Origin of the sequence: Pseudomonas sp. BS3767 (assembly GCF_900099665.1) — a bacterium.
Taxonomy (GTDB): Bacteria; Pseudomonadota; Gammaproteobacteria; order Pseudomonadales; family Pseudomonadaceae; genus Aquipseudomonas; species Aquipseudomonas cerasi.
The window spans coordinates 124624-147941 of the sequence record NZ_FNCX01000012.1; the positions used below are offsets into that span (position 1 = coordinate 124624).

General features: G+C 58.1%; 23 protein-coding genes and 1 pseudogene. 16 read left to right on the forward strand and 8 right to left on the reverse strand.

The genetic code is table 11. The annotated features are described in order from the left end of the window. Window position 1: 1 nt before the first annotated feature. The 4 genes from BLR16_RS26200 (at window position 2) to BLR16_RS26215 (ending at window position 2818) form a co-directional block, all read left to right on the forward strand. Window positions 2-262, forward strand: coding sequence for a DUF2164 domain-containing protein (locus BLR16_RS26200; protein WP_003342219.1), 261 nt, complete (start codon window positions 2-4; stop codon window positions 260-262). 87 nt (window positions 263-349) lie between these two features. Further along, complete coding sequence (hisA, locus tag BLR16_RS26205; protein WP_003372206.1) at window positions 350-1087, forward strand: 1-(5-phosphoribosyl)-5-[(5-phosphoribosylamino)methylideneamino]imidazole-4-carboxamide isomerase; 738 nt, start codon at window positions 350-352, stop codon at window positions 1085-1087. Between the two features lie 19 nt (window positions 1088-1106). Next, window positions 1107-1877, forward strand: coding sequence for an imidazole glycerol phosphate synthase subunit HisF (hisF, locus tag BLR16_RS26210; protein ID WP_002551458.1), 771 nt, complete (start codon window positions 1107-1109; stop codon window positions 1875-1877). 185 nt (window positions 1878-2062) lie between these two features. Next, a complete protein-coding gene (locus BLR16_RS26215; protein WP_003372204.1) occupies window positions 2063-2818 on the forward strand; it encodes a substrate-binding periplasmic protein in 756 nt (251 codons plus the stop codon). Window positions 2819-2831: 13 nt separating this feature from the next. Here the strand turns inward: BLR16_RS26215 and BLR16_RS26220 are convergent. From BLR16_RS26220 to gpmI, 5 genes and pseudogenes are all read right to left on the reverse strand, one after another. After that, window positions 2832-3002: pseudogene (locus BLR16_RS26220) on the reverse strand (serine protease); the annotation flags it as partial. A gap of 173 nt (window positions 3003-3175) precedes the next feature. Then, window positions 3176-3958 (reverse strand): divergent polysaccharide deacetylase family protein, encoded by a 783-nt coding sequence (locus tag BLR16_RS26225; RefSeq protein WP_003434694.1) that lies wholly within the window; start codon window positions 3956-3958, stop codon window positions 3176-3178. A 3-nt stretch (window positions 3959-3961) separates the two neighbouring features. Continuing rightward, complete coding sequence (locus BLR16_RS26230) at window positions 3962-5299, reverse strand: S41 family peptidase (RefSeq protein ID WP_003372196.1); 1338 nt, start codon at window positions 5297-5299, stop codon at window positions 3962-3964. 33 nt (window positions 5300-5332) lie between these two features. Beyond that, a complete protein-coding gene (locus tag BLR16_RS26235; RefSeq protein WP_044310203.1) occupies window positions 5333-6658 on the reverse strand; it encodes a murein hydrolase activator EnvC family protein in 1326 nt (441 codons plus the stop codon). 153 nt (window positions 6659-6811) lie between these two features. Beyond that, window positions 6812-8344, reverse strand: a complete 1533-nt coding sequence (gene gpmI, locus BLR16_RS26240; RefSeq protein WP_060708403.1) for a 2,3-bisphosphoglycerate-independent phosphoglycerate mutase — start codon at window positions 8342-8344, stop codon at window positions 6812-6814. Between the two features lie 156 nt (window positions 8345-8500). Here gpmI and BLR16_RS26245 point away from each other — a divergent pair, with 156 nt between their 5' ends. From BLR16_RS26245 to secB, 3 genes are read left to right on the forward strand one after another with little or no spacing between them, the layout of a single operon-like run. After that, entirely contained in the window at window positions 8501-8914 is a 414-nt protein-coding gene (locus BLR16_RS26245; protein WP_003318290.1) for a rhodanese-like domain-containing protein, read from the forward strand. Between the two features lie 2 nt (window positions 8915-8916). Next, window positions 8917-9168: a glutaredoxin 3 gene (gene grxC, locus BLR16_RS26250; protein ID WP_002551467.1), complete on the forward strand. Its 252-nt coding sequence runs from the start codon at window positions 8917-8919 to the stop codon at window positions 9166-9168. A 40-nt stretch (window positions 9169-9208) separates the two neighbouring features. Further along, window positions 9209-9697, forward strand: a complete 489-nt coding sequence (secB, locus tag BLR16_RS26255) for a protein-export chaperone SecB (protein WP_003372189.1) — start codon at window positions 9209-9211, stop codon at window positions 9695-9697. Window positions 9698-9887: 190 nt separating this feature from the next. Here the strand turns inward: secB and BLR16_RS26260 are convergent, their stop codons facing one another. After that, window positions 9888-10343: a tRNA (cytidine(34)-2'-O)-methyltransferase gene (locus BLR16_RS26260; protein WP_074807126.1), complete on the reverse strand. Its 456-nt coding sequence runs from the start codon at window positions 10341-10343 to the stop codon at window positions 9888-9890. Between BLR16_RS26260 and BLR16_RS26265 the strand changes: the two genes are divergently transcribed. The 7 genes from BLR16_RS26265 to BLR16_RS26300 all read left to right on the forward strand — a co-directional run bounded on the left by BLR16_RS26265 (window position 10342) and on the right by BLR16_RS26300 (window position 17167). Continuing rightward, window positions 10342-10782 carry a hypothetical protein gene (locus BLR16_RS26265; protein WP_003372188.1) on the forward strand — a complete coding sequence of 147 codons (441 nt, stop codon included), beginning with the start codon at window positions 10342-10344 and terminating at the stop codon, window positions 10780-10782. The two genes, BLR16_RS26260 and BLR16_RS26265, sit on opposite strands and share 2 nt — an antisense overlap. A 1022-nt stretch (window positions 10783-11804) precedes the next feature. Then, window positions 11805-13166, forward strand: coding sequence for an OprD family porin (locus tag BLR16_RS26275; RefSeq protein WP_074807128.1), 1362 nt, complete (start codon window positions 11805-11807; stop codon window positions 13164-13166). Between the two features lie 169 nt (window positions 13167-13335). Then, complete coding sequence (locus BLR16_RS26280; protein ID WP_003318285.1) at window positions 13336-13974, forward strand: peroxiredoxin; 639 nt, start codon at window positions 13336-13338, stop codon at window positions 13972-13974. 350 nt (window positions 13975-14324) lie between these two features. Beyond that, window positions 14325-15290, forward strand: a complete 966-nt coding sequence (locus tag BLR16_RS26285; RefSeq protein WP_058416230.1) for a sulfonate ABC transporter substrate-binding protein — start codon at window positions 14325-14327, stop codon at window positions 15288-15290. A 28-nt stretch (window positions 15291-15318) separates the two neighbouring features. After that, the gene (gene ssuC, locus BLR16_RS26290; protein WP_003413534.1) at window positions 15319-16116 is read left to right on the forward strand and encodes an aliphatic sulfonate ABC transporter permease SsuC; all 798 of its coding nucleotides are present in this window, start codon (window positions 15319-15321) and stop codon (window positions 16114-16116) included. Continuing rightward, on the forward strand, window positions 16113-16925 hold the full coding sequence (ssuB, locus tag BLR16_RS26295; protein ID WP_003427335.1) for an aliphatic sulfonates ABC transporter ATP-binding protein: 813 nt from the start codon (window positions 16113-16115) through the stop codon (window positions 16923-16925). Before ssuC ends, ssuB begins: the two co-directional genes overlap by 4 nt. A 26-nt stretch (window positions 16926-16951) precedes the next feature. Beyond that, window positions 16952-17167, forward strand: coding sequence for a TOBE domain-containing protein (locus tag BLR16_RS26300; RefSeq protein ID WP_002555770.1), 216 nt, complete (start codon window positions 16952-16954; stop codon window positions 17165-17167). Between the two features lie 513 nt (window positions 17168-17680). Here the strand turns inward: BLR16_RS26300 and BLR16_RS26305 are convergent. Then, entirely contained in the window at window positions 17681-18313 is a 633-nt protein-coding gene (locus tag BLR16_RS26305; protein ID WP_044310199.1) for a TetR/AcrR family transcriptional regulator, read from the reverse strand. Between the two features lie 162 nt (window positions 18314-18475). After that, on the reverse strand, window positions 18476-19852 hold the full coding sequence (locus BLR16_RS26310; protein ID WP_003413528.1) for a glutamine synthetase family protein: 1377 nt from the start codon (window positions 19850-19852) through the stop codon (window positions 18476-18478). 594 nt (window positions 19853-20446) lie between these two features. Here BLR16_RS26310 and BLR16_RS26315 point away from each other — a divergent pair. Together BLR16_RS26315 and BLR16_RS26320 are read left to right on the forward strand one after the other, a co-directional pair. After that, window positions 20447-21805, forward strand: a complete 1359-nt coding sequence (locus BLR16_RS26315) for a glutamine synthetase family protein (protein ID WP_002555767.1) — start codon at window positions 20447-20449, stop codon at window positions 21803-21805. A 68-nt stretch (window positions 21806-21873) separates the two neighbouring features. After that, a complete protein-coding gene (locus BLR16_RS26320) occupies window positions 21874-23238 on the forward strand; it encodes an aspartate aminotransferase family protein (protein WP_074807131.1) in 1365 nt (454 codons plus the stop codon). The last annotated feature ends 80 nt before the right edge of the window (window positions 23239-23318 follow it).

The window sequence follows — 23318 nt, forward strand, 5'->3', positions numbered from 1 at the left end:
CATGAGCAAAGCCAAGGGCAAGCCACCGATTCTGACCCTCTCGCCCGAGCACGAGCAACAGGCGATCGACAAGCTCAAGCGCCTGTTCGCAGAGCGCTTCGAGCTGGACCTGGGCTCGTTCGAAGTGGCTGAAGTCCTCGAGCTGTTCACGCGCGAGATTGCCCCGCACTACTACAATCGCGCCATTTTCGATGTTCAGCAGCAGCTCAAGGAGCGCTTCGAGAGCATCGAAAGTGACTTGTGGGCACTCGAAAAAAATTAGCTAGAAAGCAGCTGCACGCATCAAGCAGCAAGAATGGGTGAGTGCGCATCGTTGCAGCTTGCCGCTCTTTTTGACCAAGGAAAAAGCATGCTGATTATCCCCGCTATCGATCTCAAGGACGGCGCCTGCGTCCGTCTGCGTCAGGGCCGGATGGAAGATTCCACGGTGTTCTCCGATGACCCGGTGGCCATGGCCGCCAAGTGGGTCGAGGGTGGTTGCCGCCGTCTGCATCTGGTCGATCTGAACGGTGCGTTCGAAGGTCAGCCGGTCAATGGTGATGTGGTCACGGCCATCGCCCGACGCTACCCGAACCTGCCGATCCAGATCGGTGGTGGCATCCGTTCGCTGGAAACCATCGAGCATTACGTCAAGGCGGGCGTGAGCTACGTCATCATCGGCACCAAGGCCGTCAAAGAGCCCGAGTTCGTGGCCGAAGCCTGCCGTGCGTTCCCCGGCAAGGTGATTGTCGGTCTGGATGCCAAGGACGGTTTCGTCGCCACCGACGGCTGGGCTGAAGTCAGCTCGGTGCAGGTCATTGATCTGGCCAAGCGTTTCGAAGCCGATGGCGTGTCGGCCATTGTCTACACCGACATCGCCAAAGACGGCATGATGCAGGGCTGTAACATCCCGTTCACCGCGGCATTGGCGGCTGCCACGCGGATCCCGGTGATCGCTTCGGGTGGTATCCATAACCTGGGCGACATCCAGGCGCTGCTGAATGCGAAGGCTCCGGGCATCATCGGCGCGATCACCGGCCGTGCGATTTACGAAGGCACGCTGGATGTGGCCGAAGCTCAGGCGCTCTGCGACCGCGAACAACGCTGAACAGCTGGAGATTGACCCTGTGGCCCTAGCCAAACGCATCATCCCTTGCCTGGACGTCGACAACGGTCGAGTGGTCAAGGGCGTCAAGTTCGAGAACATCCGGGACGCAGGCGATCCGGTGGAAATCGCTCGTCGTTACGATGAGCAGGGTGCCGACGAAATTACCTTCCTCGACATCACCGCCAGCGTCGATGGCCGCGACACTACGCTGCATACCGTCGAGCGCATGGCCAGTCAGGTGTTCATCCCGCTGACCGTTGGTGGCGGCGTGCGCACCGTGCAGGACATCCGCAACCTGCTCAACGCCGGTGCCGACAAGGTCTCGATCAACACGGCCGCGGTGTTCAACCCCGAGTTCGTCGGTGAGGCCGCCGCGCGTTTCGGGTCGCAGTGCATCGTGGTCGCTATCGACGCCAAGAAGGTCTCCGGTCCGGGCGAAACCCCGCGCTGGGAAATCTTCACCCACGGCGGGCGCAAACCCACCGGGCTGGACGCGGTGCTCTGGGCGAAAAAGATGGAAGACCTGGGCGCTGGCGAGATCCTGCTGACCAGCATGGACCAGGACGGCATGAAAAACGGCTTCGACCTGGGCGTCACGCGCGCCATCAGCGATGCGCTGGGTATTCCGGTGATTGCTTCGGGTGGCGTCGGCAACCTCGAGCACCTGGCTGCCGGTGTCATCGAGGGCCACGCCAGCGCTGTGCTGGCGGCGAGTATCTTCCACTTTGGCGAATACACGGTCCCTGAAGCCAAGGCCTACATGGCCAGCCGCGGGATTGTCGTGCGCTGAGTCACGGCGCATGAAAGCGGGCGCCGCTTGTTTCAGGCCAAGGGTTTGAAACAGCCGGCGCTCGCTTTGTTTCAGCCCTGTGGCATTCGAATATTGCCTGTAAGCGACATCGCCGGACAGCGTGCTAGACAGTGCGCCGGGTTCACGGCACTCTGCATGCGTCGTTCACGATCGAGTGCCGGAACATGTTCAAACGCCTATTGCTTGCACTGATCGGGATCGGTGTCTTGTCGAGTGAAGGTGTCCGGGCCAGCGAGTCGACGCCTTATTCCATGGTGTTGCTGACCGAGAACTTCCCGCCGTTCAACATGGCGGTCGACGGCAAGAATTTCGCCCAGGAAAACAACATTGACGGTATCGCCGCCGAAGTGGTGCGCGAGATGTTCAAGCGCGCCAATATCGGCTACAGCATGACGCTGCGCTTTCCGTGGGACCGAGTCTACAAACTGGCCCTGGAAAAGCCCGGTTACGGCGTGTTTTCCACCACCCGCCTGCCCGAACGTGAAAACCTCTTCAAATGGGTCGGCCCGGTAGGTTCCTACGACTGGATCATGTTGGCGCGCGGCGACAGCCCGATCACCTTGACGTCGCTGGAGCAGGCGAGGGATTACCGCATCGGGGCCTACAAGGGCGATGCCATTGGCGAGCGCCTTAGAACCATGGGCTTGAACCCGATCCTGATGTTGCGTGACCGCGACAACGTGAAAAAACTCGCCAACGGCCAGATCGACCTGTGGGCGGTAGGCGATCCGGTTGGCCGCTATCTGGCGAAGCTGGAAGGCGTCACCGGCTTCAAGACAGCGCTGCGGTTCAACAGCGCCGAACTTTACCTGGCGGTCAACAAGAGCACGCCTGACGAGGTCGTCAGACGCCTGCAAAAGGCCCTCGATCAGATGCGCGCTGAAGGCTGGGTCGATGCCGTCAAGGCGCGCTATCAGTAACCGCTCAGCCCGCTGCGGGCGCGTCAGGCGGGCTGTCGATGCTTCGGCTATTGATCAGCGTTGCCGTGCAGTTTGACCCTGACCTGCTGTTGATACGGCCGACGCCGCTCCAGTGGTCGCGCGAGCCGTCTGCGTTGAGCAGGGCTATCGAAGGTGCGAGAGCCATCAGCCCTTCGCCCCCGTCATCATGGTCGGTTTCATCATCAATCCATGATAAATGTGTCTTGGCCTCCGTCATTGAGGCACCTTCCTTTAAGTCGGAATTGACACGTTCATCAAGGCTAAGACGCTGGTGGACACGGAAAGCAGATTTGCCGGACCTGGCGTATGGAAAGTGCTGACGTGGAAGAGGTGCGATCAGCGATAAATCCCATTCTTGCCATGCGCCGCACTCGCCTGATTGCCGCGTTCGCCGATCATGCTGCGCAGGTCGATCCATTCGACGCCCTGAGCCTTGAGGTTGGGCAGTTCGCGCTCCAGTACATCCAGCGTGACAGGGTAGGGGTGGCCGATAACCACGGCCGAGCCATATTTGCGGGCGATTTTTATCGCAGTCTGCAATTGGCGGGTGATGGCTTCTGCGGTGCGTTCGTCGTCCAGGAATACGTCACGCGAGACGCTGGCCAGCCCGATACGCTGCGCTTCGGCGGCGGCCACGGTTTTCGCGCTGGTGCGGCTGTCGACGAAAAACAGGTGACGACGCTGTAGCTCGGCCATCAGCCAGGTCATGGCGACCGGCTCGGCGGTCATCCGGCTGCCCATGTGGTTGTTGATGCCGGCTGCATACGGCACCTTCAGCAGGGCAGCATTGAGACGGCTTTCCAGCTCAGGCAGTGGCAGTTCGGGGTGCCAGGCGTAAGGGCCGGTCGCGGGGTCCATGGGCATGTGCAGCATGACCGTTTTGCCTGCGCGATGGGCCTGGCGTGCAAACTCGGTGGCGTGCGGGGTGTCGGGCATGATCGCCAGAGTAACCGGGCCGGGAAGCGCCAGTGTGCGGCTGTCGCGCTGCGGATTCTGGCCCAGGTCGTCGATGATCAGGCTCAGGTAGGCCTTGGGCGGTTTGCCGCTGCTCTCTGCCGGCGCTGCATGGGCAGCGCCAGTGATCGAGAGGGTCAGCAGCAACAGAGCGAGAAAGCGCATCCGTCAATTGCCGCGGGTGATACTCAGCCCCTTCAGCAGGCTGAGCGCCTGGCTGAGCTGGAAGTCGTCATCCTGCGGACGCGCCTTGGCGGCTGCGCCACCCTTGACGGTCGGTTTGTCCGCGCCGCCGTTGCCATTGCCGAGGTGACCCAGCAGGTCGGCTTCCTTGTAGTTCTCGCCGTCTGCTTCGCTGGTGACCTTGGCCCGACGTACCACGATGTCCGGGTTGATGCCCTGGGCCTGGATCGAGCGGCCGTTCGGCGTGTAGTACAACGCGGTGGTGATCTTCAGGGCGCGATCGTTGTTCAGCGGCAGAACGGTCTGCACCGAGCCTTTGCCGAAGGTGTCAGTGCCCATCAGGATGCCGCGTTTCTGGTCTTGCAGGGCGCCGGCAACGATTTCCGATGCCGAGGCGCTGCCGCCGTTGATCAGTACTACCAGAGGCACGCCTTCGCTGGCGTCTGCCGGGTCTGCCGAGAAGCGCAATTCGGAGTTGGCGATGCGGCCTTTGGTGTAGACGATCAGGCCCTTGGTGAGGAAGTGATCCGCCACCTGCACCGCCGATTGCAGCACGCCGCCCGGGTTGTTGCGCAGGTCGAGAATCAGGCCGCTCATCTTCTTGCCGTTGTCCTTGCGGAATTTGGCCAGTGCCTTGCCGACTTCGTCACCAGTCTTGACCTGGAACTGGGTGATGCGGATATAGCCGTAGCCATTTTCCAGCATCTGCGCCTTGACGCTCTTGACCTGAATGGTCGCCCGCGCCAGGGTCACGTCAAACGGCGTACCGCCATCGCGGACCAGCGTCAGGGTGATCTTTTCACCGATCTTGCCGCGCATCTTGTCGACCGCTTCCTGCATGTTCTGGCCCTGGGTCGGCGTACCGTTGATCTTCACGATCAGGTCGCCTGCTTCGATGCCAGCCTTGGAAGCCGGTGTGTCGTCGATGGGCGAAACCACCTTGACGAAACCGTCCTCGACGCCGACTTCGATGCCCAGCCCACCGAACTCGCCGCTGGTGCTTTCCTGCAGCTCCTGGAAATCTTCCGGGCCAAGATAGGCGGAGTGCGGATCAAGATTGCTGAGCATGCCCTTGATGGCGTTCTCCAGCAGGGTCTTGTCGTCGACCGGCTCCACGTAGGCCGCCTTGACCCGGTCCATGACCTCGGCAAAGGTGCGCAACTCGTCGAGCGGCAGCGGTGGCTTTGCGGTGGTATTGGTTTTGGCGGGCGAGACTGCTGCAGGCGTGGCTGGCGCGGTCTTTTCGGCAGCTTGCGCCAGCGGCGCGCCGATAACGATGGCAATTGCCAGGGCCAGCGAGGTGAGGCGGGACAAATGCAGCATGTCTAACGAACTCCTACAGATATTGACGCCGACTTATCCTTGAGTGCGGCACCATTGGGCCGGATCGCTGGGGCGACCCTGCTGACGAATAGCAAAGTACAACGCTGCCGTGTCCTGACCGCCACTATTGCCGACCGTGGAAATCGCTTCACCGGCTTTTACAATGTCACCTGCCGACTTGAGCAGGCTCTGGTTGTGCCCGTAAAGGGTCAGATAACCGTTGCCATGGTCGAGAATGACCAGAAGCCCGGCACCGCGCAACCAGTCGGCGAACACCACTCGTCCGCCATGCACGGCACGTACCTGGCTTCCGGCTGCGGCGCTGATCATGACGCCGTCCCATTTGGTCCGTTCGTCATCACCGCGGGCTTCACCGAAACGCGCAAGCAGTCGACCATCGATAGGCCATGGAAGTTTTCCCCTGGCCTCTGCAAAAGGTCCGCCGTAGGAAACTCCGGCACTGGAAACGACTGCGCCGGGGGCTTTGACCGGGCGACGCGGTGCCGGTTCATCATCGCTTTTACTGCTGCTGTTGCTGCTGTTATTGCGGGCGACGGCTTCAGCTTCGCGCTGACGCTTTTCTTCCGCCTCGCGGGCTGCAACCAGCGCCTTCTGGCGAGCTTCTTCGGCTTCACGTGCCTGGCGGGCCAGGGTTTCTTCGATGGTCTTGAGGACTTTGGCCAGGTCGGCCTGATCCTGCTGACGGGCCTGCAGTTTCTGATCGCGGGCCTTGTAGTCCTGATTCAACTTGGCCAGCGCCTGTTGACGTTCCTGGCGAACCTTGGCCAGCTCTTCGCTCTGGCTGTCCAGGTTGCTTTTCTGCACCAGCAGTTGGGCCTGTTGCAGGTCGATGTCTTTTTCGACATTGGCCAGCTGGCGCAGGGTTTCGTTGAAATTGCGTAGCTGCTCCAGGCGCGCCTGGCTCAGGTAATCGTAATACGTGAGGGTTCGGGCGAACTTCTCGGGGTGTTGCTGGTTGAGCAGCAGCTTGAGGTACTCCTGGCGGCCACTCTGGTAGGCGGCGCGGGCCTGGATGGCAATCAGGCGTTGCTGTTCAACACGGGCGCTGTTCAGTTTCTTTTTTTCACTGTCGAGCTTTTGCAGCTCGGTTTCCGTCTTTTTTAGTTCCTTTTGCAGGACCTCGACCTGCTTTTCCAACTTGCCCATTTCGGTTTCAGTGGTGCGCAGGTCCTTCTGGACGCCTGCACGTTCTTCCTGAAGCTTGCCCAGGACTTTTTGCAGCTCCGCCACATCCTGACGCGCAGCATCTATCTGTTTTTGGGTTTGCACACGCTCGTCTTCGGCAAACGCCGGATTGAGCAGGCAGATCAGAGCAAGGGCAATCAAGGCGCGAAGCATGTGGGTGGGCGATACCGAGGAATTGTGAGAAAAAATGTCAGGCCTAGTATGCCCGCCATGCGCTGCAAAAAAAACGCCTCGCAACCACTGCTTTGAGGCCTGAAACATAAAAAACCGGCCTTGCCTGATGGCTAAAGGCCGGTTTTGACCGGGTTACTCGTTCACAAGAATCGAGTGACCGGTCATTTCCTGCGGTTTCTCCATGCCCAGCAGATGCAGCATGGTCGGCGCGACATCGGCCAGAACGCCGCCTTGGCGGACTTTCAGCTGACGTTTGCCCACATAAACGAACGGTACCGGCTCGGAGGTGTGCGCGGTGTGCGCCTGGCCGGTGTGGTCGTCAGTCATTTGCTCGACGTTGCCGTGGTCAGCGGTGATAAGCGCTTCACCACCGACTTTTTCCAGCGCCTCGGTGATGCGCCCGACACACACGTCCAGGCATTCCACAGCCTTGATTGCGGCTTCCATGATCCCGCTGTGGCCAACCATGTCGCCGTTGGCGTAGTTGACGACGATCACGTCATAACGCTGATGTTCGATGGCATCGACAATTTTGTCGGTCACTTCCGGTGCGCTCATCTCAGGCTGCAAGTCGTAGGTGGCGACTTTCGGCGACGGGATCAGAATGCGCTCTTCACCCGGGAACGGTTCTTCACGGCCGCCGGAGAAGAAGAACGTGACGTGGGCGTATTTCTCGGTTTCGGCGATACGCAGCTGGGTCTTGCCGTTGGCCGCCAGGTACTCGCCCAGCACGTTTTTCAGGCTGCCTGCAGCAAAAGCGGACGGCGCAGGAATGCTGGCCGCGTACTGGGTCAGCATCACGTAGTTGACCTTCGGCTGGCGGGCGCGCTCGAAGTCCTTGAAATCGTCTTCGACGAACACACGAGTCAGTTCACGGGCGCGGTCGGCGCGGAAGTTCATGAACACCACCGCATCGCCATCTTCCACGCGGGCGGCTCCGCCAATGCGCGTGGCTTTGACGAACTCGTCGTTCTCGTCGCGTGCGTAGGCGGCTTCGAGCCCGGCAACGGCGCTGTCTGCGTGGAATTCGGCGGCACTGTCGACGATCAGGTTATAGGCAGACGAAACCCGGTCCCAGCGGTTGTCACGGTCCATGGCGAAGTAGCGGCCGACGATCGTGGCGGTACGGCCCTTACCCAGGCGGGCGAAGGTTGCGTCCATTAGCTCGAGGGATTTCTTCGCGCTGCGCGGTGGCGTGTCGCGGCCATCAAGGAAGGCATGCAGGTAGATTTTTTCTGCACCGCGTTTGACCGCCAGTTCAGCCATCGCAACCAGATGATCCTGGTGGCTGTGCACGCCACCATCGGACAGCAGGCCCATGATGTGCACGGCCTTGCCGCCGCTGACGGCTTTATCCACAGCGGCGCAGATGGTCGGGTTTTCGAAGAACTCGCCATCGCGAATCGCTTTGGTCACCCGAGTGAAGTCCTGATACACCACACGCCCGGCCCCCAGGTTCATGTGCCCGACCTCGGAGTTGCCCATCTGCCCGTCCGGCAGACCGACATCCATGCCCGACCCGGAAATCAGGCCATTGGGCATGGTTTGGTAGAGACGATCCATGACCGGCATCTTCGCGGCCAGAATGGCATTGCCCTTGTGGCTTTCGCTGTGTCCGAAGCCATCCAGGATGATAAGAACCAGAGGTTTTGGCGTGGCAGTCATAGAACCCACTCGATGCTGATTGGATAAAGAGATGAACAAAGTACAAGGGAACGGCATTTTAAGGACAAGTTCAAACGGCGTCACTGCCGTACGGACTTTGGCCGACCTTGGCTGCTGTGTATACTGGCCGACATTTTAACGCCCTGGAACCTACTGATGGTTGCTCACCTGCTTGAATTCGCCACTAACCACTATTTGATCACCGGTGCCTTCGTCATTCTGCTGGGACTGCTGATTGCTTACGAAATGAGCAAGGGCGGCGCCAGCCTGAGCACTCGCGAGCTGACCGCACTGGTCAACAGCGATCAGGGCGTGGTCATCGACGTGCGCTCGAAAAAGGATTACACCGCAGGGCATATCGTCGGCTCCCTGAATTTCCCACAGGACAAGGTACTGACCCGTACCGCCGAACTGGAGAAATACAAGGACAAGACGTTGATCATAGTCGATGCAATGGGGCAGCATGCTGGCACCACCGCCCGCGAGCTGCTCAAGTCCGGCTTCAAGGCGGCCAAGCTGTCCGGCGGCATTTCCAGCTGGCGCGGCGATAACCTTCCTCTGGTGAAGTGAACATGGCTCAAGTCATCGTCTATTCCAGCGACTACTGCCCGTATTGCATACGTGCCAAACAGCTTCTGCAGAGCAAGAGCGTGGCCTTCGAGGAAATCCGCGTCGACGGCAAGCCGCAGCTGCGTGCCGAAATGACCAAGAAGGCCGGTCGTACTTCCGTACCGCAAATCTGGATCGGCTCGACCCACGTGGGCGGCTGCGATGACCTGTTTGCTCTGGAGCGTGCCGGCAAGCTCGATGCGCTGCTGGCCTGATATCCCTTAATCTTTCAGCCTAATCTGACAAGGATCCGAGATGACCGATCAACCGAACAACGACGCCGTTGCCAACGAAGAAAACGGCCCACAATTTTCCCTGCAGCGTATCTACGTTCGCGACCTGTCGTTCGAAGCGCCAAAAAGCCCGGCGATCTTCCGCCAGGAGTGGACGCCGACCGTCAGCCTGGACCTCAACACCCGTCAGAAGCAGCTGGAAGGCGATTTCTACGAAGTCGTGCTGACCCTGTCCGTGACCGTCAACAACGGCGACGAAGTTGCCTTCATCGTTGAAGTGCAACAGGCCGGTATCTTCCTGATCAAGGGCCTGGACGACGGCGCAATGAGCCACACCCTCGGCGCATTCTGCCCGAACATCCTGTTCCCTTACGCTCGCGAAGCCATCGACAACCTGGTCGTACGTGGCTCGTTCCCTGCGCTGATGCTGGCTCCGGTGAACTTCGACGCCCTGTACGCGCAAGAACTGCAACGCATGCAGGAAGCTGGCGAAACGCCGACTGTTCAGTAAGCGTTACCGCTGCAAACAAAAAGCGCCTTTCGGGGCGCTTTTTTGTGTCTGTTCAAGAATGGCGGCTGGGCCAAATGGATGCTTTTTATCGCGAAGGAACCCGACGAAGTCGAGCCTGAATCTCACTGAATCGCAGAACCGCTGTGTGATGCGGAGCATCAGTCTGATTAAGCAAATGCCACACTTAGGCCTAAGCAAATCCGTGCTGACGCCATGCCTCATAGACGGCCACGGCCACCGTGTTGGACAGATTCAAGCTACGGCAGCCTTCACGCATGTGCAGTCGCAGGCGATGCTCGCTGCTCAGCGAGTCAAGAATATCGGCGGGCAGGCCACGGCTTTCCGGACCGAACAGAAAGGCATCGCCAGGCTCAAAGCTCGCATCATGAAAAGGCCGCGAGCCTTTGGTGGTGAAGGCAAACAACCTCGGGTTGCCGATCTTCTCCAGGCAGCTTGCCAGGTCAGCATGTGTCTGCAGCGTGGCATACTCGTGATAATCGAGCCCGGCACGGCGCAGGCGCTTGTCGTCCAGCTCGAAACCCAAGGGTTCGATCAAATGCAGGGTGCAGCCACTGTTGGCGCATAGCCTGATGACATTGCCGGTATTCGGCGGAATTTCTGGTTGAAAAAGGATGACGTGAAACATGCACGGCTCCGAACGAAAGGACGGGATGCATTCTACCCTTGAAGAGGACCCGAGACCGAAGCTATGGCCGCGTGTTCTTGGTTCCATGGCGATTGTCGGGTTTACCGTGGGCACGATTATCGGCCGTCTGCAGCAACCTGACCCGGTTGAACTGGAGCAGATCGAAGAATTGCCTGCCGGTCTGGCGCTCTGGTTCAACGAAGAACCGAAGTATCGCGGCGCGACGGTGGATGGTGCCGTGGTACTCAACGTCGATGCGTCAGGACAGCCGTGGACGGGCCAACTGAGGTTCGACAATAGGGTTGCGCGCTGGAAGGTGGAACGGGGAGAGAAGGGGTTGGTGCTGACGCTCCTGGCAGCCCGTCCACTTCATGGCGACTGGCGCACTGAGAAGGTGGACGGGCGCTGGAGACTGGAGGTCAGTCTCCGGGAGGAATAAAAGAGGGGAATCCCCGGCCTGCCTGTACCAAGGTCCCCAAAACTGGTGATGTAATACCTATTGCAGGGGGCGTGCCAGTTTTCAAATCGTTTCAGAAAAAACGCATCCGCGTGTGAGACGGGTCCTCTCTGTGATGCCATGCTTTATTTGTGCGGCGCATAACTCTTTGAATTATAAATATTTATACATGTTCTTCGAGTGCCGAAGGTGATTTGGCTATAGAACAAAGTCGTAGTGCAGCGTCGCTCATCCCTCGTAACGTAGTACATGTTTCAGCCTTCCGGTTTTCAGGAGTGCACTCAATTTGCGCACCACGAGGGTGCAAAAAACCATACTGATGCACTCATTCATTCGAACTCGATGATGAACCGTCCCGGTCTCATGCATAAATGAGCCGTTTGCGCATTGGCCAATCGGCTGGCTGTTACAGCGCCCGACACCAGAATTGCCTTTTTGTTCACGTGGGCTACAGTGAAGGACGGCTCGAAAGGCCGAAAAACGCTTGAAAATGGCCCAAAAAAGCAAAGTGAAAAAAAATTTTTGTGCTTGAACGAGGTGCGCCGTCAAAGTGATGACAACTGTCACATTAACTGACTAATCTCCCCGAAGTTCCCGTAATACAAGGCTTTCGCCAGTTTTGCATCAATACTCTACTGGCGGAGATCGAGACCGGTGAAGATGCATTTTTCCGGTCGGGCGCACGAAGATGATAGATCTGACGAACGGTACCGAAATAAATTTTGGGAATTACGCAATTAGGTCGATACACTCCGTGACGTCCTGGCTGACACGAGTTGTGACATATGCCTGAATGTTCTTAGGATCTGCAAAACGGTTCCTTTGGAGCATGAAGAATTCTCACTAATTCCTGCGGCCACCGACATACGCGGTCTAGTCAAAAGTCGGGGTAGACAGAATCCATTGACCTCCAGGTCGGGACTGTCGCCTATCGCAATATCTCTGGGTCAGGGCAGCGCCCGGCACCAGAGACATAAAAAATTAGATTCACGAGGAGCGTAGTAATGAAGAAGTCCACCCTGGCCTTGGCCGTAACCGTCGGTGTATTGGCCCAGCAGGCCGGTGCAGCTGGTTTCCTTGAAGACAGCAAAGCGTCCGTTAGTTCTCGTACTCTGTATTTTGACAACGACCAGCGTGAGCCTGGCTCGGCCAACAATCGTGAGACTGCCACTGGTTTGAAGTTTGACTACCTGTCGGGCTTTACTCAGGGCACTGTTGGTTTTGGTCTTGACCTGCAAGGTCTGGTGGGCGTTCACCTTGATGGTGGCCGTGGCCATCACGCAGTGAACGGTGCAATCTCGCCTTCTGACACTGACGGTTCTTCAGTTGACGAGTGGAGCCGTCTGGGCGCCAACGGCAAGGTACGCTTCTCGAAAACCGAGCTGAAAGTCGGTAACGCATTGGCACCTAACCTGCCAATTCTGGTCAGCAACGATGGTCGTCTTCTGCCTCAGGCTTTCCAGGGCGGCATCCTGACTTCCAAGGATCTGGACAATGTCACCTTCACTGCCGGTCAGCTGAACAAATCCATCGGCCGCGCTTCGAGCAACTGGACTGACCTGTCCGTTGCTGGCGCTACCGAGACCAGCGACCAGTTCCGTTTCGCTGGTGCAGACTGGAAAGTCACCAAAGACCTGACCCTGCAGTACTACTACGCCAACCTGGAAGATTTCTACAAGCAACACTTCCTGGGTCTGGTTCATGTTTACCCGATCAGCGACAACCAGTCCTTCAAGACTGACCTGCGTTATTTCAACAGCAGCTCTGACGGTAAAAACAGCAGCGGCGCAACTGGCTACAGTTTCAACAACAATAGCGGTTATGCCAAAAAACCTGGTGAAGTAGACAACACCACTTGGTCCGCCATGTTCACCTACTCGTTGGGCGGCCATGCATTGATGGTTGGCCATCAGCAGGTTGGTGATGACGGCGGTATGGTTTATCTGGGTCAGGGTAGTGTCACCAAAAACGGCACCAGCCGCTCCAGTTCCGAAGGCAACGGCGGTTCGAGTTTCTACCTGTTCACTGACTCGATGATCAACGGCTTCAACCGTGCGGGTGAGAACACCACGTTCGGTCAGTATTCGTATGACTTCGCCAAGGTTGGCGTTCCAGGCCTTAAAGCATCCCTTGCTTACCTTTACGGTGATGACATCAAAGGCGCACGTAATACCCCTTCGTTCGGCAACGAGTATTCTGAGTGGGAACGCGATATGCGCGTTGACTACGTGGTACAGAGCGGTCCGTTGAAAGGCTTGGGTACTTCATTGCGTCGCGGGAACTACCGTGCTGATGGTGGCCTCAACAGCGCTGTTGATGCTGATCAAACCCGTCTGATCTTCAACTACACCTACAACTTCATGTAAGTGTATTGATGCTCAAAGAGACCCCGCCCCGTGCGGGGTTTCTTTTGCCTGTTTTTTGATATTCCTGACAGGTCTATAAGGCGCATTATTTATTCTTTTTAACTTTCCTCGACAGGGCGCACAGTAGTGCTATACCAAGGCCTACCTGATAAAGACAAGGAGCAACACCATGACACTGCGACTTGGCGACATCGCCCCTGACTTCGAGCAGGAATCCAGCGAGGGTCGTATCCGATTTCATGAATGGCTCGGCGACAGCTGGGGTGTGTTGTTTTCTCATCCGGCGGACTTCACGCCGGTGTGCACCACAGAACTGGGTTTCACTGCCAAACTGAAAGACGAGTTCGCCAAGCGCGGCGTGAAAGCCATTGCGCTGTCGGTGGACCCGGTCGATTCGCACATCAAGTGGATCGACGACATCAACACCACGCAAAACACCCTGGTCAATTTCCCGATTCTGGCCGATGCCGACCGCAAGGTCTCCGACCTGTACGACCTGATTCATCCCAATGCCAACGACACACTGACTGTGCGCTCGCTGTTCGTGATCGATCCGAACAAGAAGGTGCGTCTGACGATCACCTATCCGGCCAGCACCGGGCGTAACTTCCACGAGATTCTGCGCGTTATCGACTCTCTGCAATTGACCGACAACTACAAGGTCGCCACGCCCGCCAACTGGGTGGACGGTGATGACGTAGTGATCGTGCCGTCGATCAAGGATGAAGCCGAGATCAAGCAACGCTTTCCCAAGGGCTATAAGGCAGTCACGCCCTATCTGCGCCTGACACCACAGCCAAACCGCTGATTTTCGATCTACCAAGCGTGGGGTTATTCGGGCCGATTTATCGGCCCTTTTTTATTGTTCCCTGCCGCTGGCTGCGTCGCTGGATCAACCGCGGACGCAGAGCATGGGCACGATAGTTGAGATTATCGTTCCTCACGCTCCAGCCTGGGAATGCAGGTCGTGACGCTCTGCGTCACAGGTCCGCAACGTGCAGGCAACGGCACTTCCCTTATATTCATTTATGGAATAACTAAATGAATAAATAAGATTTATAGATATAAAAAAGGGCTGTTAATGTCGTGCCTATTCCCACCTTGCTCGTCCCTCACCGGTCGAGCAGGGGATCACCCCAAATAGGTAAAGGAGCGCATATGCGCACTGTCATTTTGCGTCGAAGCCTTGTCGCGCTGTTTGCTGCTGCGGTCGCTCTTGGTGCGGTCACTCAGGCCCAGGCGGAAGATCTGCGCATCGGTTACCAGAAGTACGGCACGCTGGTGCTGCTCAAGGTCAAGGGCTCGCTGGAAAAGCGTCTGGCCGAGCAGGGCGTTAAAGTCCAGTGGACCGAGTTCCCTGGTGGCCCTCAACTGCTTGAAGGCCTGAATGTCGGTTCCATCGACTTCGGCGTCACCGGCGAAACGCCGCCAGTCTTCGCTCAGGCCGCAGGCGCGGACCTGCTGTATGTCGCCTACGAGCCGCCAGCGCCGACCAGCGAAGCCATCCTGGTCCCCAAAGACTCCCCGATCACCTCGGTCAAAGACCTGAAGGGCAAGAAAGTCGTCCTCAATAAAGGCTCGAACGTCCATTATCTGCTGGTCAAGGCACTGGAAGATGCCGGCCTGAAATACACCGATATCCAGACCGTCTTTCTGCCTCCGGCCGATGCGCGTGCCGCTTTCGAGCGCGGCAGTGTGGATGCCTGGGTCATCTGGGACCCTTACCAGGCCGCAGCTGAAAAGCAATTGCAGGCGCGGACCTTGAAAGACGGCACCGGCATTGTCGACAACCATCAGTTCTATCTCGCCACCAAGCCATACGCGCAGAAAAACCCCAAGGTCATTCAGGCCCTGATCGAGGAGGTCCGTGCGGTGGGCGAATGGTCCAAGGCCAATCCCGATGAAGTGACCCAACAGGTCGCACCGTTGCTGGGGCTGCCGGCCGACATCACCCTGACTTCAGTGAAGCGTCAGGGCTACGGCGCGCAGTTCCTGACCCCGCCGGTGGTGGCGGCACAGCAGAAAATCGCTGACACCTTCTACCAGCTCAAGCTGATTCCGAAGCCGCTCAGCATTGCTGATGTGGTCTGGACACCTCCTGCTGCTGTTGCTCAAGCACAGTGATCGTCAGGCCCTTCGAGGAGACAACTCCATGAGCCTCAGTGCTTCGCAACGCATCGTTCATCGACTGGCGCCTTGGGCACTTCCAGTGCTGTTGTTGGCAGTCTGGCAGTTGTCAGTCAGCGCCGGCTGGTTATCCACACGCATTCTGCCCGCACCCAGCGCTGTCATCGAAGCGGGCATAAACCTGGTCGCCAGCGGCGAAATCTGGACGCATCTGGCGATCAGCGGCTGGCGCGCCGGGATCGGATTCGCCATTGGCGGCGGCATCGGTCTGGCGCTGGGCTTCATTACCGGCCTGAGCAAATGGGGCGAGCGTCTGCTGGACAGCTCGGTGCAGATGATCCGTAACGTGCCGCACCTGGCGCTGATTCCGCTGGTCATTCTGTGGTTCGGCATTGATGAGACCGCCAAGATATTCCTTGTCGCGCTGGGCACCCTGTTCCCGATTTATCTGAACACCTACCACGGCATCCGCAACATCGATCCGGCACTGGTAGAAATGTCCCGCAGCTATGGCCTGTCAGGTTTCAGCCTGTTCCGTCATGTGATCCTGCCGGGCGCCATGCCTTCGATTCTGGTCGGCGTGCGCTTTGCGCTGGGCTTCATGTGGCTGACGCTGATCGTGGCGGAAACCATTTCTGCCAGCTCCGGCATCGGCTACCTGGCGATGAATGCGCGGGAGTTTCTGCAAACCGACGTCGTGGTGCTGGCCATCGTGTTGTACGCCGTACTCGGCAAGCTGGCCGATCTGGCGGCGCGAGGCCTGGAACGTGTCTGCCTGCGCTGGCACCCGGCCTATCAAGTGAGCAAAGGCGGTGCCGCATGACCAGTCTGAAACAGCAACCTCCACACTTGCTGCGTGGCATCCCGCTGGCAGTACGCAAGCTGAAAAAAGCGTTCGGTGCCCGTGAAGTGCTCAAGGACATCGACCTGCACATCCCTGCCGGTCAGTTCGTCGCCATCGTCGGCCGCAGCGGTTGTGGCAAAAGCACACTGTTGCGTCTGCTCGCCGGGCTCGACAAACCAACGCAAGGCCAGCTGCTTGCCGGCTCTGCACCATTGGACGATGCCCGCGAAGACACGCGATTGATGTTTCAGGAAGCGCGCTTGCTGCCCTGGAAAAAGATCATCGACAACGTCGGCCTCGGGTTGAGCGGCGACTGGCGGGCGCAGGCCCTTGAAGCGCTTGAGGCCGTCGGCCTCGCCGAGCGCGCCAATGAATGGCCTGCCGCATTGTCCGGCGGTCAGAAGCAGCGCGTTGCCTTGGCTCGTGCACTGATTCACAAGCCGCGTCTGCTGTTGCTCGACGAGCCGTTGGGCGCGCTGGATGCGCTGACCCGGATCGAAATGCAGCAACTGATCGAAAAGCTGTGGGGCCAGTATGGTTTCACGGTGCTGCTGGTAACCCACGACGTCAGCGAGGCCGTGGCCATTGCCGACCGGGTGATCCTGATCGAAGAGGGGCAGATCGGTCTCGATCTGCTGGTCGACCTGCCACGCCCGCGTGTTCGTGGTTCGCATCGCCTTGCGGCGCTGGAGGCTGAAGTGCTCAACCGTGTGCTGGCCCTGCCGGGTTCGCCACCTGACCCGGAACCGTTTTCGCCACTGCCTACGCAATTGCGCTGGGCAAATTAACCCTGATCCCCAAAGGAAGACATGCCATGACTATCAAAGCCATCAACGTTCGCAATCAGTTCAAAGGCACCATCAAGGAAATCGTCCACGGCGACGTACTGTCTGAAATCGACGTACAGACCGCGTCGGGTGTCGTGACCTCGGTCATCACCACCCGCTCGGTCAAGGAGCTGGAGCTGGTCGTCGGCAGCGAAGTCATCGCCTTCGTGAAGTCGACAGAAGTCTCCATCGCCAAGCTGTAAACGATGGGCAAAAAACACCCTGGACGGTCCTGACCCTCCGGGGTTTTTTGCTTTTTACCTAGCAGTTATGTGAGGTAGCGACGTAGCGGTTTTGCCGGATGCTGACAGCTGGCTCTATTTGAAGAAACTGCCATGACCTCTTCAACCCAGTAAAGCAGCTTCATCGAGGCCGAGTAAAAGACGAGGAGGGCATCAAATAGGCTTTGCCAGAAGAGATCCTGTCGTGAGGAGTGCACGCCAAAAATATTATGCTGCACTTAAAGCTGCCGGTATTAAAAAGCCTAAGCCTGACAGTCCTATTTATATTAATGGCACGCTAGAAACTGAAGCTTTCGCTGCAAGAATTAAATATTTTCAAGAGAAGATAAATTATAGGTCCAGGATTGAAGGTACTGATAATTAGAATTCAACCACCTATGCTGATCAGGTCGCGGCATTGAAGCGAGAAAAAAGGGACCAGGCTAAGTATCTACAGAACCCGAGAGAAAAAATAAATCCCCTCGGTCGTAATTCTCAATCTGCCCTCTTCACCAAAAACACCGGCAAATACAACCCCAGATAAGCATCAAATACCCGCATCCCTTCCTCAGCCATGCGCGGTGTGATCTCGTCATGCAACTGCACCGACCGCGCATACACGCGATCCCCCAGTTCCATGGCCAGCGCAAACACGTCTACATCGTCCGGCAGTGCGGGCAACTGGAAGTGGCGGTCAAACACTTCAAGCATCAAGTGCCCCAGCTCAATATCGTGCTGGCGGTCGGCCTGGTTGATTTCGGTCAGGCCGTGCTGGGCAAGGATCAATTGGCGGGCGGCGGCGTCGGCGTTGTAGATGGCCAGCATGCGCAGTTCGACGATGCGTGACAGGTCGCGCCAGGTGGTGAGCTGGTCGTGATCAATGGGGGCCTGCAGCGACGCGCGAAAGGCGGCGTGGATGTCGGCGGTCAGTGCTTCAAGCAGTGCAGGGACGCTGGCGAAGAAGTGGTACACCGACGAGGGCGGAATGCCGGCGCGCTCGGCAACGCTGTAAATCGATAGGCTGGCCACTCCTTGTTCGGCAAGCAGCGTGCGCGCGGCGTCGAGAATCGAATCGATTCTGGCCTGGCTGCGTGCTTGAGGTTTGCGAGGCGTGGCGGCGCGTGTCATGGGCGTGGCTCTTGGTTGGGCTGCGGGCATTGTAAGGGATTCTGACGGGATGAATCGCTGTCGTCGCCAAACGATCATCGCTCCCAGGCTGGAAGGGGAGCGCACCAAACAAAAACGCCGCAAGGCTCAAAGCCTGCGGCGTTTTGTGTTACTCGGCCTCAATCAGACCGTATGCAGATACCAGTTGTACTCGAGGTCGGAGATGGAGTGTTCGAACTCTTCCAGCTCGCTCTCCTTACAGGCCACGAAGATGTCGATGTATTTTGGGTCGATGTACTTGGCCATGACCGGGTTGTCGTCCAGCTCGCGCAGTGCATCACGCAGGTTGTTCGGCAGGCTTTGTTCATGCTGCTCGTAGGAGTTGCCTTCTACCGGGGCGCCAGGCTCGACCTTGTTGACCAGGCCGTGGTGCACGCCCGCCAGGACCGAAGCCATCACCAGATACGGGTTGGCATCGGCACCGGCAACCCGGTGTTCGATACGTACCGCGTCGGCGGTGCCGGTCGGTACGCGAACGGCGACGGTACGGTTGTCCAGACCCCAGGTCGGCGAGTTGGGCACATAGAACTGCGCACCGAACCGGCGATACGAGTTGACGTTCGGGCACAGGAAAGCCATTTGTGCCGGCAGGGTCTCGAGCACACCGCCGATTGCATGACGCAATGCGGCGTTCTGCTCGGGATCCTCGCTGGTGAAGATGTTCTTGCCATCGCGATCCAGGATCGAGATGTGAACGTGCAGACCATTACCCGCCTGACCCGGATAGGGCTTGGCCATGAAGGTCGTGTCCATCTCGTGATCGTAGGCGATGTTCTTGATCAGGCGCTTGAGCAGTACGGCGTAATCGCACGCCTTGATCGCGTCGGCGACGTGGTGCAGGTTGACTTCGAACTGGGCCGGGGCGCTTTCCTTGACAATGGCGTCGGCAGGAATGCCTTGTTCCTTCGCACCTTCGAGGATGTCCTGAAGGCAGTCGACGTATTCGTCGAGGTCGTCGATCAGGTAGACCTGTGTCGAGTGCGGGCGTTTGCCGGAGATCGGCGAGCGGGGCGGTTGTGGGCGACCGTTCACGTTCTCCTGATCGATCAGGTAGAACTCCAGCTCGAACGCTGCGCAGATGGTCAGGCCCATTTCGTCGAATTTGGCGACGACCTGGCGCAATACCTCACGCGGGTCGGCGAAAAACGGGTCGCCTTCGAGTTCGTGCATGGTCATCAGCAACTGCGCGGTAGGGCGCTTTTGCCATGGCTCGTTGCACAGGGTGTCAGGGATGGGATAACAGATTCGGTCAGCATCACCGATGTCCAGGCCCAGGCCGGTGCTTTCCACCGTGGAGCCATTGATATCCAGAGCAAATAAAGAGGCAGGCAGGTTGATGCCCTTCTCGTAAACCTTATGGAGGCTGGTGCGTTCGATGCGTTTGCCACGCACCACACCATTCATATCTGCAATCAGAAGGTCAACGTACAGAACCTCAGGATGTTCCTTAAGGAACGCGTTCGCTTCGTTAAGCTGAACGGCACGCGGGGGTACCGACATGATGCAACACCTTTGTTGTTAAAAATATCAATCATCAATGATTGCGGATCTCAGTCAATCCGAAAGCCATGATGAAGTCAATAGAGCCTTTTTTTGCCCTAAAACTGCGCCATATGGCCTTTTTTGCCGCTATTTAGGGCGTTTTATTCCGTTTCTGACCGCTGTTAAATACGAGCTAGAGCGGCCTGTCTTCTATTTTTAACGGGTTGTTGTATAAAAAAATGAACGAGGCTAAGCTCGATCGCAACCCAGTAGAGCAACAATAGCGGGGGTCCTATGCTTCACCTTTCCCTGGTCGACACGCGACTATCAAGTCCGTACAGCGCTCATCATGCCTGTGATATCGGTGCTCGTGGTGGGTTGCCACACTTTGCGACACCCCTGAACGGCTATCGAAGCCAGTCTGCTCTACTCTCAGCGCTGGACATTACCACTATAACGGCGTCGTCAGTGTGACCGCTGCCGTCTGGAAATCCGGCCCCGCAGCTGTCACCTTACCCCTAATCGGCGTCTGCCGAAACGAGTTGTACATCATGACGCCGATGCGTCTGGAACGCCTGATCACGATCAGGACAATAAAACCCTGAGGTATTTATGAGTACCAACCTCGACCAGCTCACCGATTGGTTGAAAGAACACAAGATTACCGAAGTCGAATGCATGATGTCCGACCTCACCGGGATTACGCGCGGCAAGATCTCACCGACCAACAAGTTCATCGCTGAAAAAGGCATGCGCCTGCCTGAAAGCGTGCTGTTGCAGACGGTGACCGGCGACTACGTAGAAGACGATATCTACTACGAGCTGCTGGACCCGGCTGACATCGACATGATCTGCCGTCCCGACCAGAACGCGGTGTATCTGGTGCCTTGGGCGGTCGAGCCCACTGCGCAGGTGATTCACGACACCTACGACAAGCAGGGCAACCCCATCGAGCTGTCGCCGCGCAACGTGTTGAAGAAGGTCCTCAAGCTTTACGCCGATCAGGGCTGGCAGCCAATCGTGGCGCCGGAGATGGAGTTCTACCTGACCAAGCGTAGCGACGACCCGGACTATCCGCTACAGCCACCGATCGGGCGCTCCGGGCGACCGGAAACCGGGCGTCAGTCGTTCTCGATCGAGGCGGCCAACGAATTCGATCCGCTGTTCGAAGACGTCTATGACTGGTGCGAACTGCAGAACCTGGATCTGGACACGCTGATCCACGAAGACGGCACGGCGCAGATGGAAATCAACTTCCGTCACGGTGATGCCTTGTCGCTGGCCGACCAGATTCTGGTGTTCAAGCGCACCATGCGCGAAGCCGCCCTCAAGCACGACGTCGCGGCGACCTTCATGGCCAAGCCGATGACCGGCGAGCCAGGCAGTGCCATGCACTTGCACCAGAGCATCATCGACATCGAGACCGGCAAGAATATCTTCTCCAACGAAGACGGGACCATGAGCGAGCTGTTTCTGAACCACGTCGGTGGTCTGCAGAAGTTCATCCCCGAGCTGTTGCCGCTGTTCGCACCCAACGTCAACTCGTTCCGGCGCTTTCTGCCCGACACTTCGGCGCCAGTGAACGTCGAGTGGGGCGAAGAGAATCGCACCGTCGGCCTGCGTGTGCCGGACGCCGTACCGCAGAACCGTCGCGTGGAAAACCGTTTGCCGGGTGCCGATGCCAACCCTTATCTGGCCATCGCCGCCAGTCTGCTGTGCGGCTTCATCGGCATGGTCGAAGGCATCAACCCGAGCGCACCGGTGGTCGGGCGGGGTTACGAGCGGCGTAATCTGCGTCTGCCGTTGACCATCGAAGACGCGCTGGAGCGTATGGAAAACAGCAAGACCATCGAAAAATACCTGGGCAAGAAATTCATCATCGGTTACGTCGCGGTCAAGCGCGCCGAGCATGAAAACTTCAAGCGCGTGATCAGTTCGTGGGAGCGGGAATTCCTGCTTTTCGCCGTCTGATCACGCAGAGCGCCGCTGCGATTGATGCGCGGCGCTCTGCCAACTGACCTGATCAAAGGAAGTGCTGCATGAGTGCCAACAACCCGCAAACCCTCGAATGGCAGGCCCTGAGCAGCGAGCATCACCTGGCACCGTTCAGCGACTACAAACAATTGAAAGAGAAAGGCCCGCGCATCATCACCCGTGCCGAAGGCGTTTATCTGTGGGACAGCGAGGGCCACAAGATCCTCGATGGCATGTCCGGCCTATGGTGTGTGGCCATCGGTTATGGCCGCGAAGAACTGGCCGACGCAGCCAGCAAACAAATGCGCGAGCTGCCGTACTACAACCTGTTTTTCCAGACCGCCCACCCGCCCGTGCTGGAGTTGGCCAAGGCCATTTCCGAGATTGCACCGCAGGGCATGAACCATGTGTTCTTCACCGGTTCTGGCTCTGAAGGCAATGACACGATGCTGCGCATGGTTCGTCATTACTGGGCGCTGAAAGGCCAGCCGAACAAGAAAACCATCATCAGCCGCGTCAATGGCTACCACGGCTCCACCGTCGCCGGTGCCAGCCTGGGAGGCATGACGTACATGCACGAGCAGGGCGACCTGCCGATTCCGGGGGTGGTGCACATTCCCCAGCCATACTGGTTCGGCGAAGGCGGCGACATGACGCCGGACGAGTTCGGTATCTGGGCTGCCGAGCAACTGGAAAAGAAAATTCTCGAACTGGGCGTCGAGAACGTCGGTGCGTTCATTGCCGAGCCGATCCAGGGCGCGGGCGGTGTGATCGTCCCGCCCGATTCCTACTGGCCGAAGATCAGGGAAATCCTTTCCCGCTACGACATCCTGTTCGCCGCCGATGAGGTGATTTGTGGTTTCGGGCGTACCAGTGAGTGGTTCGGTAGCGATTTCTACGGCCTCAAGCCGGACATGATGACCATCGCCAAAGGCCTGACCTCCGGTTATGTACCGATGGGCGGCCTGATCGTGCGCGATGAAATCGTCGCGGTGCTCAATGAGGGCGGCGATTTCAATCATGGCTTTACCTACTCCGGGCACCCGGTGGCTGCGGCGGTGGCGCTGGAGAACATCCGTATCCTGCGCGAAGAAAAGATCGTCGAACGGGTCAGGTCGGAAACGGCACCGTATTTGCAAAAGCGTTTGCGTGAGTTGAGCGATCATCCGCTGGTGGGCGAAGTCCGGGGTGTCGGTTTGCTGGGGGCCATCGAGCTGGTGAAGGACAAGACCACCCGCGAGCGCTATACCGACAAGGGCGCGGGAATGATCTGTCGAACCTTCTGCTTCGACAATGGCCTGATCATGCGGGCTGTGGGCGATACCATGATCATTGCGCCACCGCTGGTGATCAGTTTTGCGCAAATCGATGAGCTGGTCGAGAAGGCGCGCAAATGCCTGGATCTGACGCTGGCGGTGTTGCAGGGCTGAAAACGCAAAAAAAGCGTCGATTCAAGCGCAATGTGCATTGTTTGAGGGGCTTCGGCTTGAAAGCCTGCCCAGGAAGTTGC

Bases quoted from the DNA above. Each gene is read 5' to 3' on its own strand.
- BLR16_RS26200 (WP_003342219.1), top strand. From the start codon at position 2: ATGAGCAAAGCCAAGGGCAAGCCACCGATTCTGACCCTCTCGCCCGAG.
- hisA (WP_003372206.1), top strand. From the start codon at position 350: ATGCTGATTATCCCCGCTATCGATCTCAAGGACGGCGCCTGCGTCCGT.
- BLR16_RS26215 (WP_003372204.1), top strand. From the start codon at position 2,063: ATGTTCAAACGCCTATTGCTTGCACTGATCGGGATCGGTGTCTTGTCG.
- BLR16_RS26225 (WP_003434694.1), bottom strand. From the start codon at position 3,958: ATGCGCTTTCTCGCTCTGTTGCTGCTGACCCTCTCGATCACTGGCGCT.
- BLR16_RS26230 (WP_003372196.1), bottom strand. From the start codon at position 5,299: ATGCTGCATTTGTCCCGCCTCACCTCGCTGGCCCTGGCAATTGCCATC.
- BLR16_RS26235 (WP_044310203.1), bottom strand. From the start codon at position 6,658: ATGCTTCGCGCCTTGATTGCCCTTGCTCTGATCTGCCTGCTCAATCCG.
- gpmI (WP_060708403.1), bottom strand. From the start codon at position 8,344: ATGACTGCCACGCCAAAACCTCTGGTTCTTATCATCCTGGATGGCTTC.
- BLR16_RS26245 (WP_003318290.1), top strand. From the start codon at position 8,501: ATGGTTGCTCACCTGCTTGAATTCGCCACTAACCACTATTTGATCACC.
- grxC (WP_002551467.1), top strand. From the start codon at position 8,917: ATGGCTCAAGTCATCGTCTATTCCAGCGACTACTGCCCGTATTGCATA.
- secB (WP_003372189.1), top strand. From the start codon at position 9,209: ATGACCGATCAACCGAACAACGACGCCGTTGCCAACGAAGAAAACGGC.
- BLR16_RS26265 (WP_003372188.1), top strand. From the start codon at position 10,342: ATGCACGGCTCCGAACGAAAGGACGGGATGCATTCTACCCTTGAAGAG.
- BLR16_RS26260 (WP_074807126.1), bottom strand. From the start codon at position 10,343: ATGTTTCACGTCATCCTTTTTCAACCAGAAATTCCGCCGAATACCGGC.
- BLR16_RS26275 (WP_074807128.1), top strand. From the start codon at position 11,805: ATGAAGAAGTCCACCCTGGCCTTGGCCGTAACCGTCGGTGTATTGGCC.
- BLR16_RS26280 (WP_003318285.1), top strand. From the start codon at position 13,336: ATGACACTGCGACTTGGCGACATCGCCCCTGACTTCGAGCAGGAATCC.
- BLR16_RS26285 (WP_058416230.1), top strand. From the start codon at position 14,325: ATGCGCACTGTCATTTTGCGTCGAAGCCTTGTCGCGCTGTTTGCTGCT.
- ssuC (WP_003413534.1), top strand. From the start codon at position 15,319: ATGAGCCTCAGTGCTTCGCAACGCATCGTTCATCGACTGGCGCCTTGG.
- ssuB (WP_003427335.1), top strand. From the start codon at position 16,113: ATGACCAGTCTGAAACAGCAACCTCCACACTTGCTGCGTGGCATCCCG.
- BLR16_RS26300 (WP_002555770.1), top strand. From the start codon at position 16,952: ATGACTATCAAAGCCATCAACGTTCGCAATCAGTTCAAAGGCACCATC.
- BLR16_RS26305 (WP_044310199.1), bottom strand. From the start codon at position 18,313: ATGACACGCGCCGCCACGCCTCGCAAACCTCAAGCACGCAGCCAGGCC.
- BLR16_RS26310 (WP_003413528.1), bottom strand. From the start codon at position 19,852: ATGTCGGTACCCCCGCGTGCCGTTCAGCTTAACGAAGCGAACGCGTTC.
- BLR16_RS26315 (WP_002555767.1), top strand. From the start codon at position 20,447: ATGAGTACCAACCTCGACCAGCTCACCGATTGGTTGAAAGAACACAAG.
- BLR16_RS26320 (WP_074807131.1), top strand. From the start codon at position 21,874: ATGAGTGCCAACAACCCGCAAACCCTCGAATGGCAGGCCCTGAGCAGC.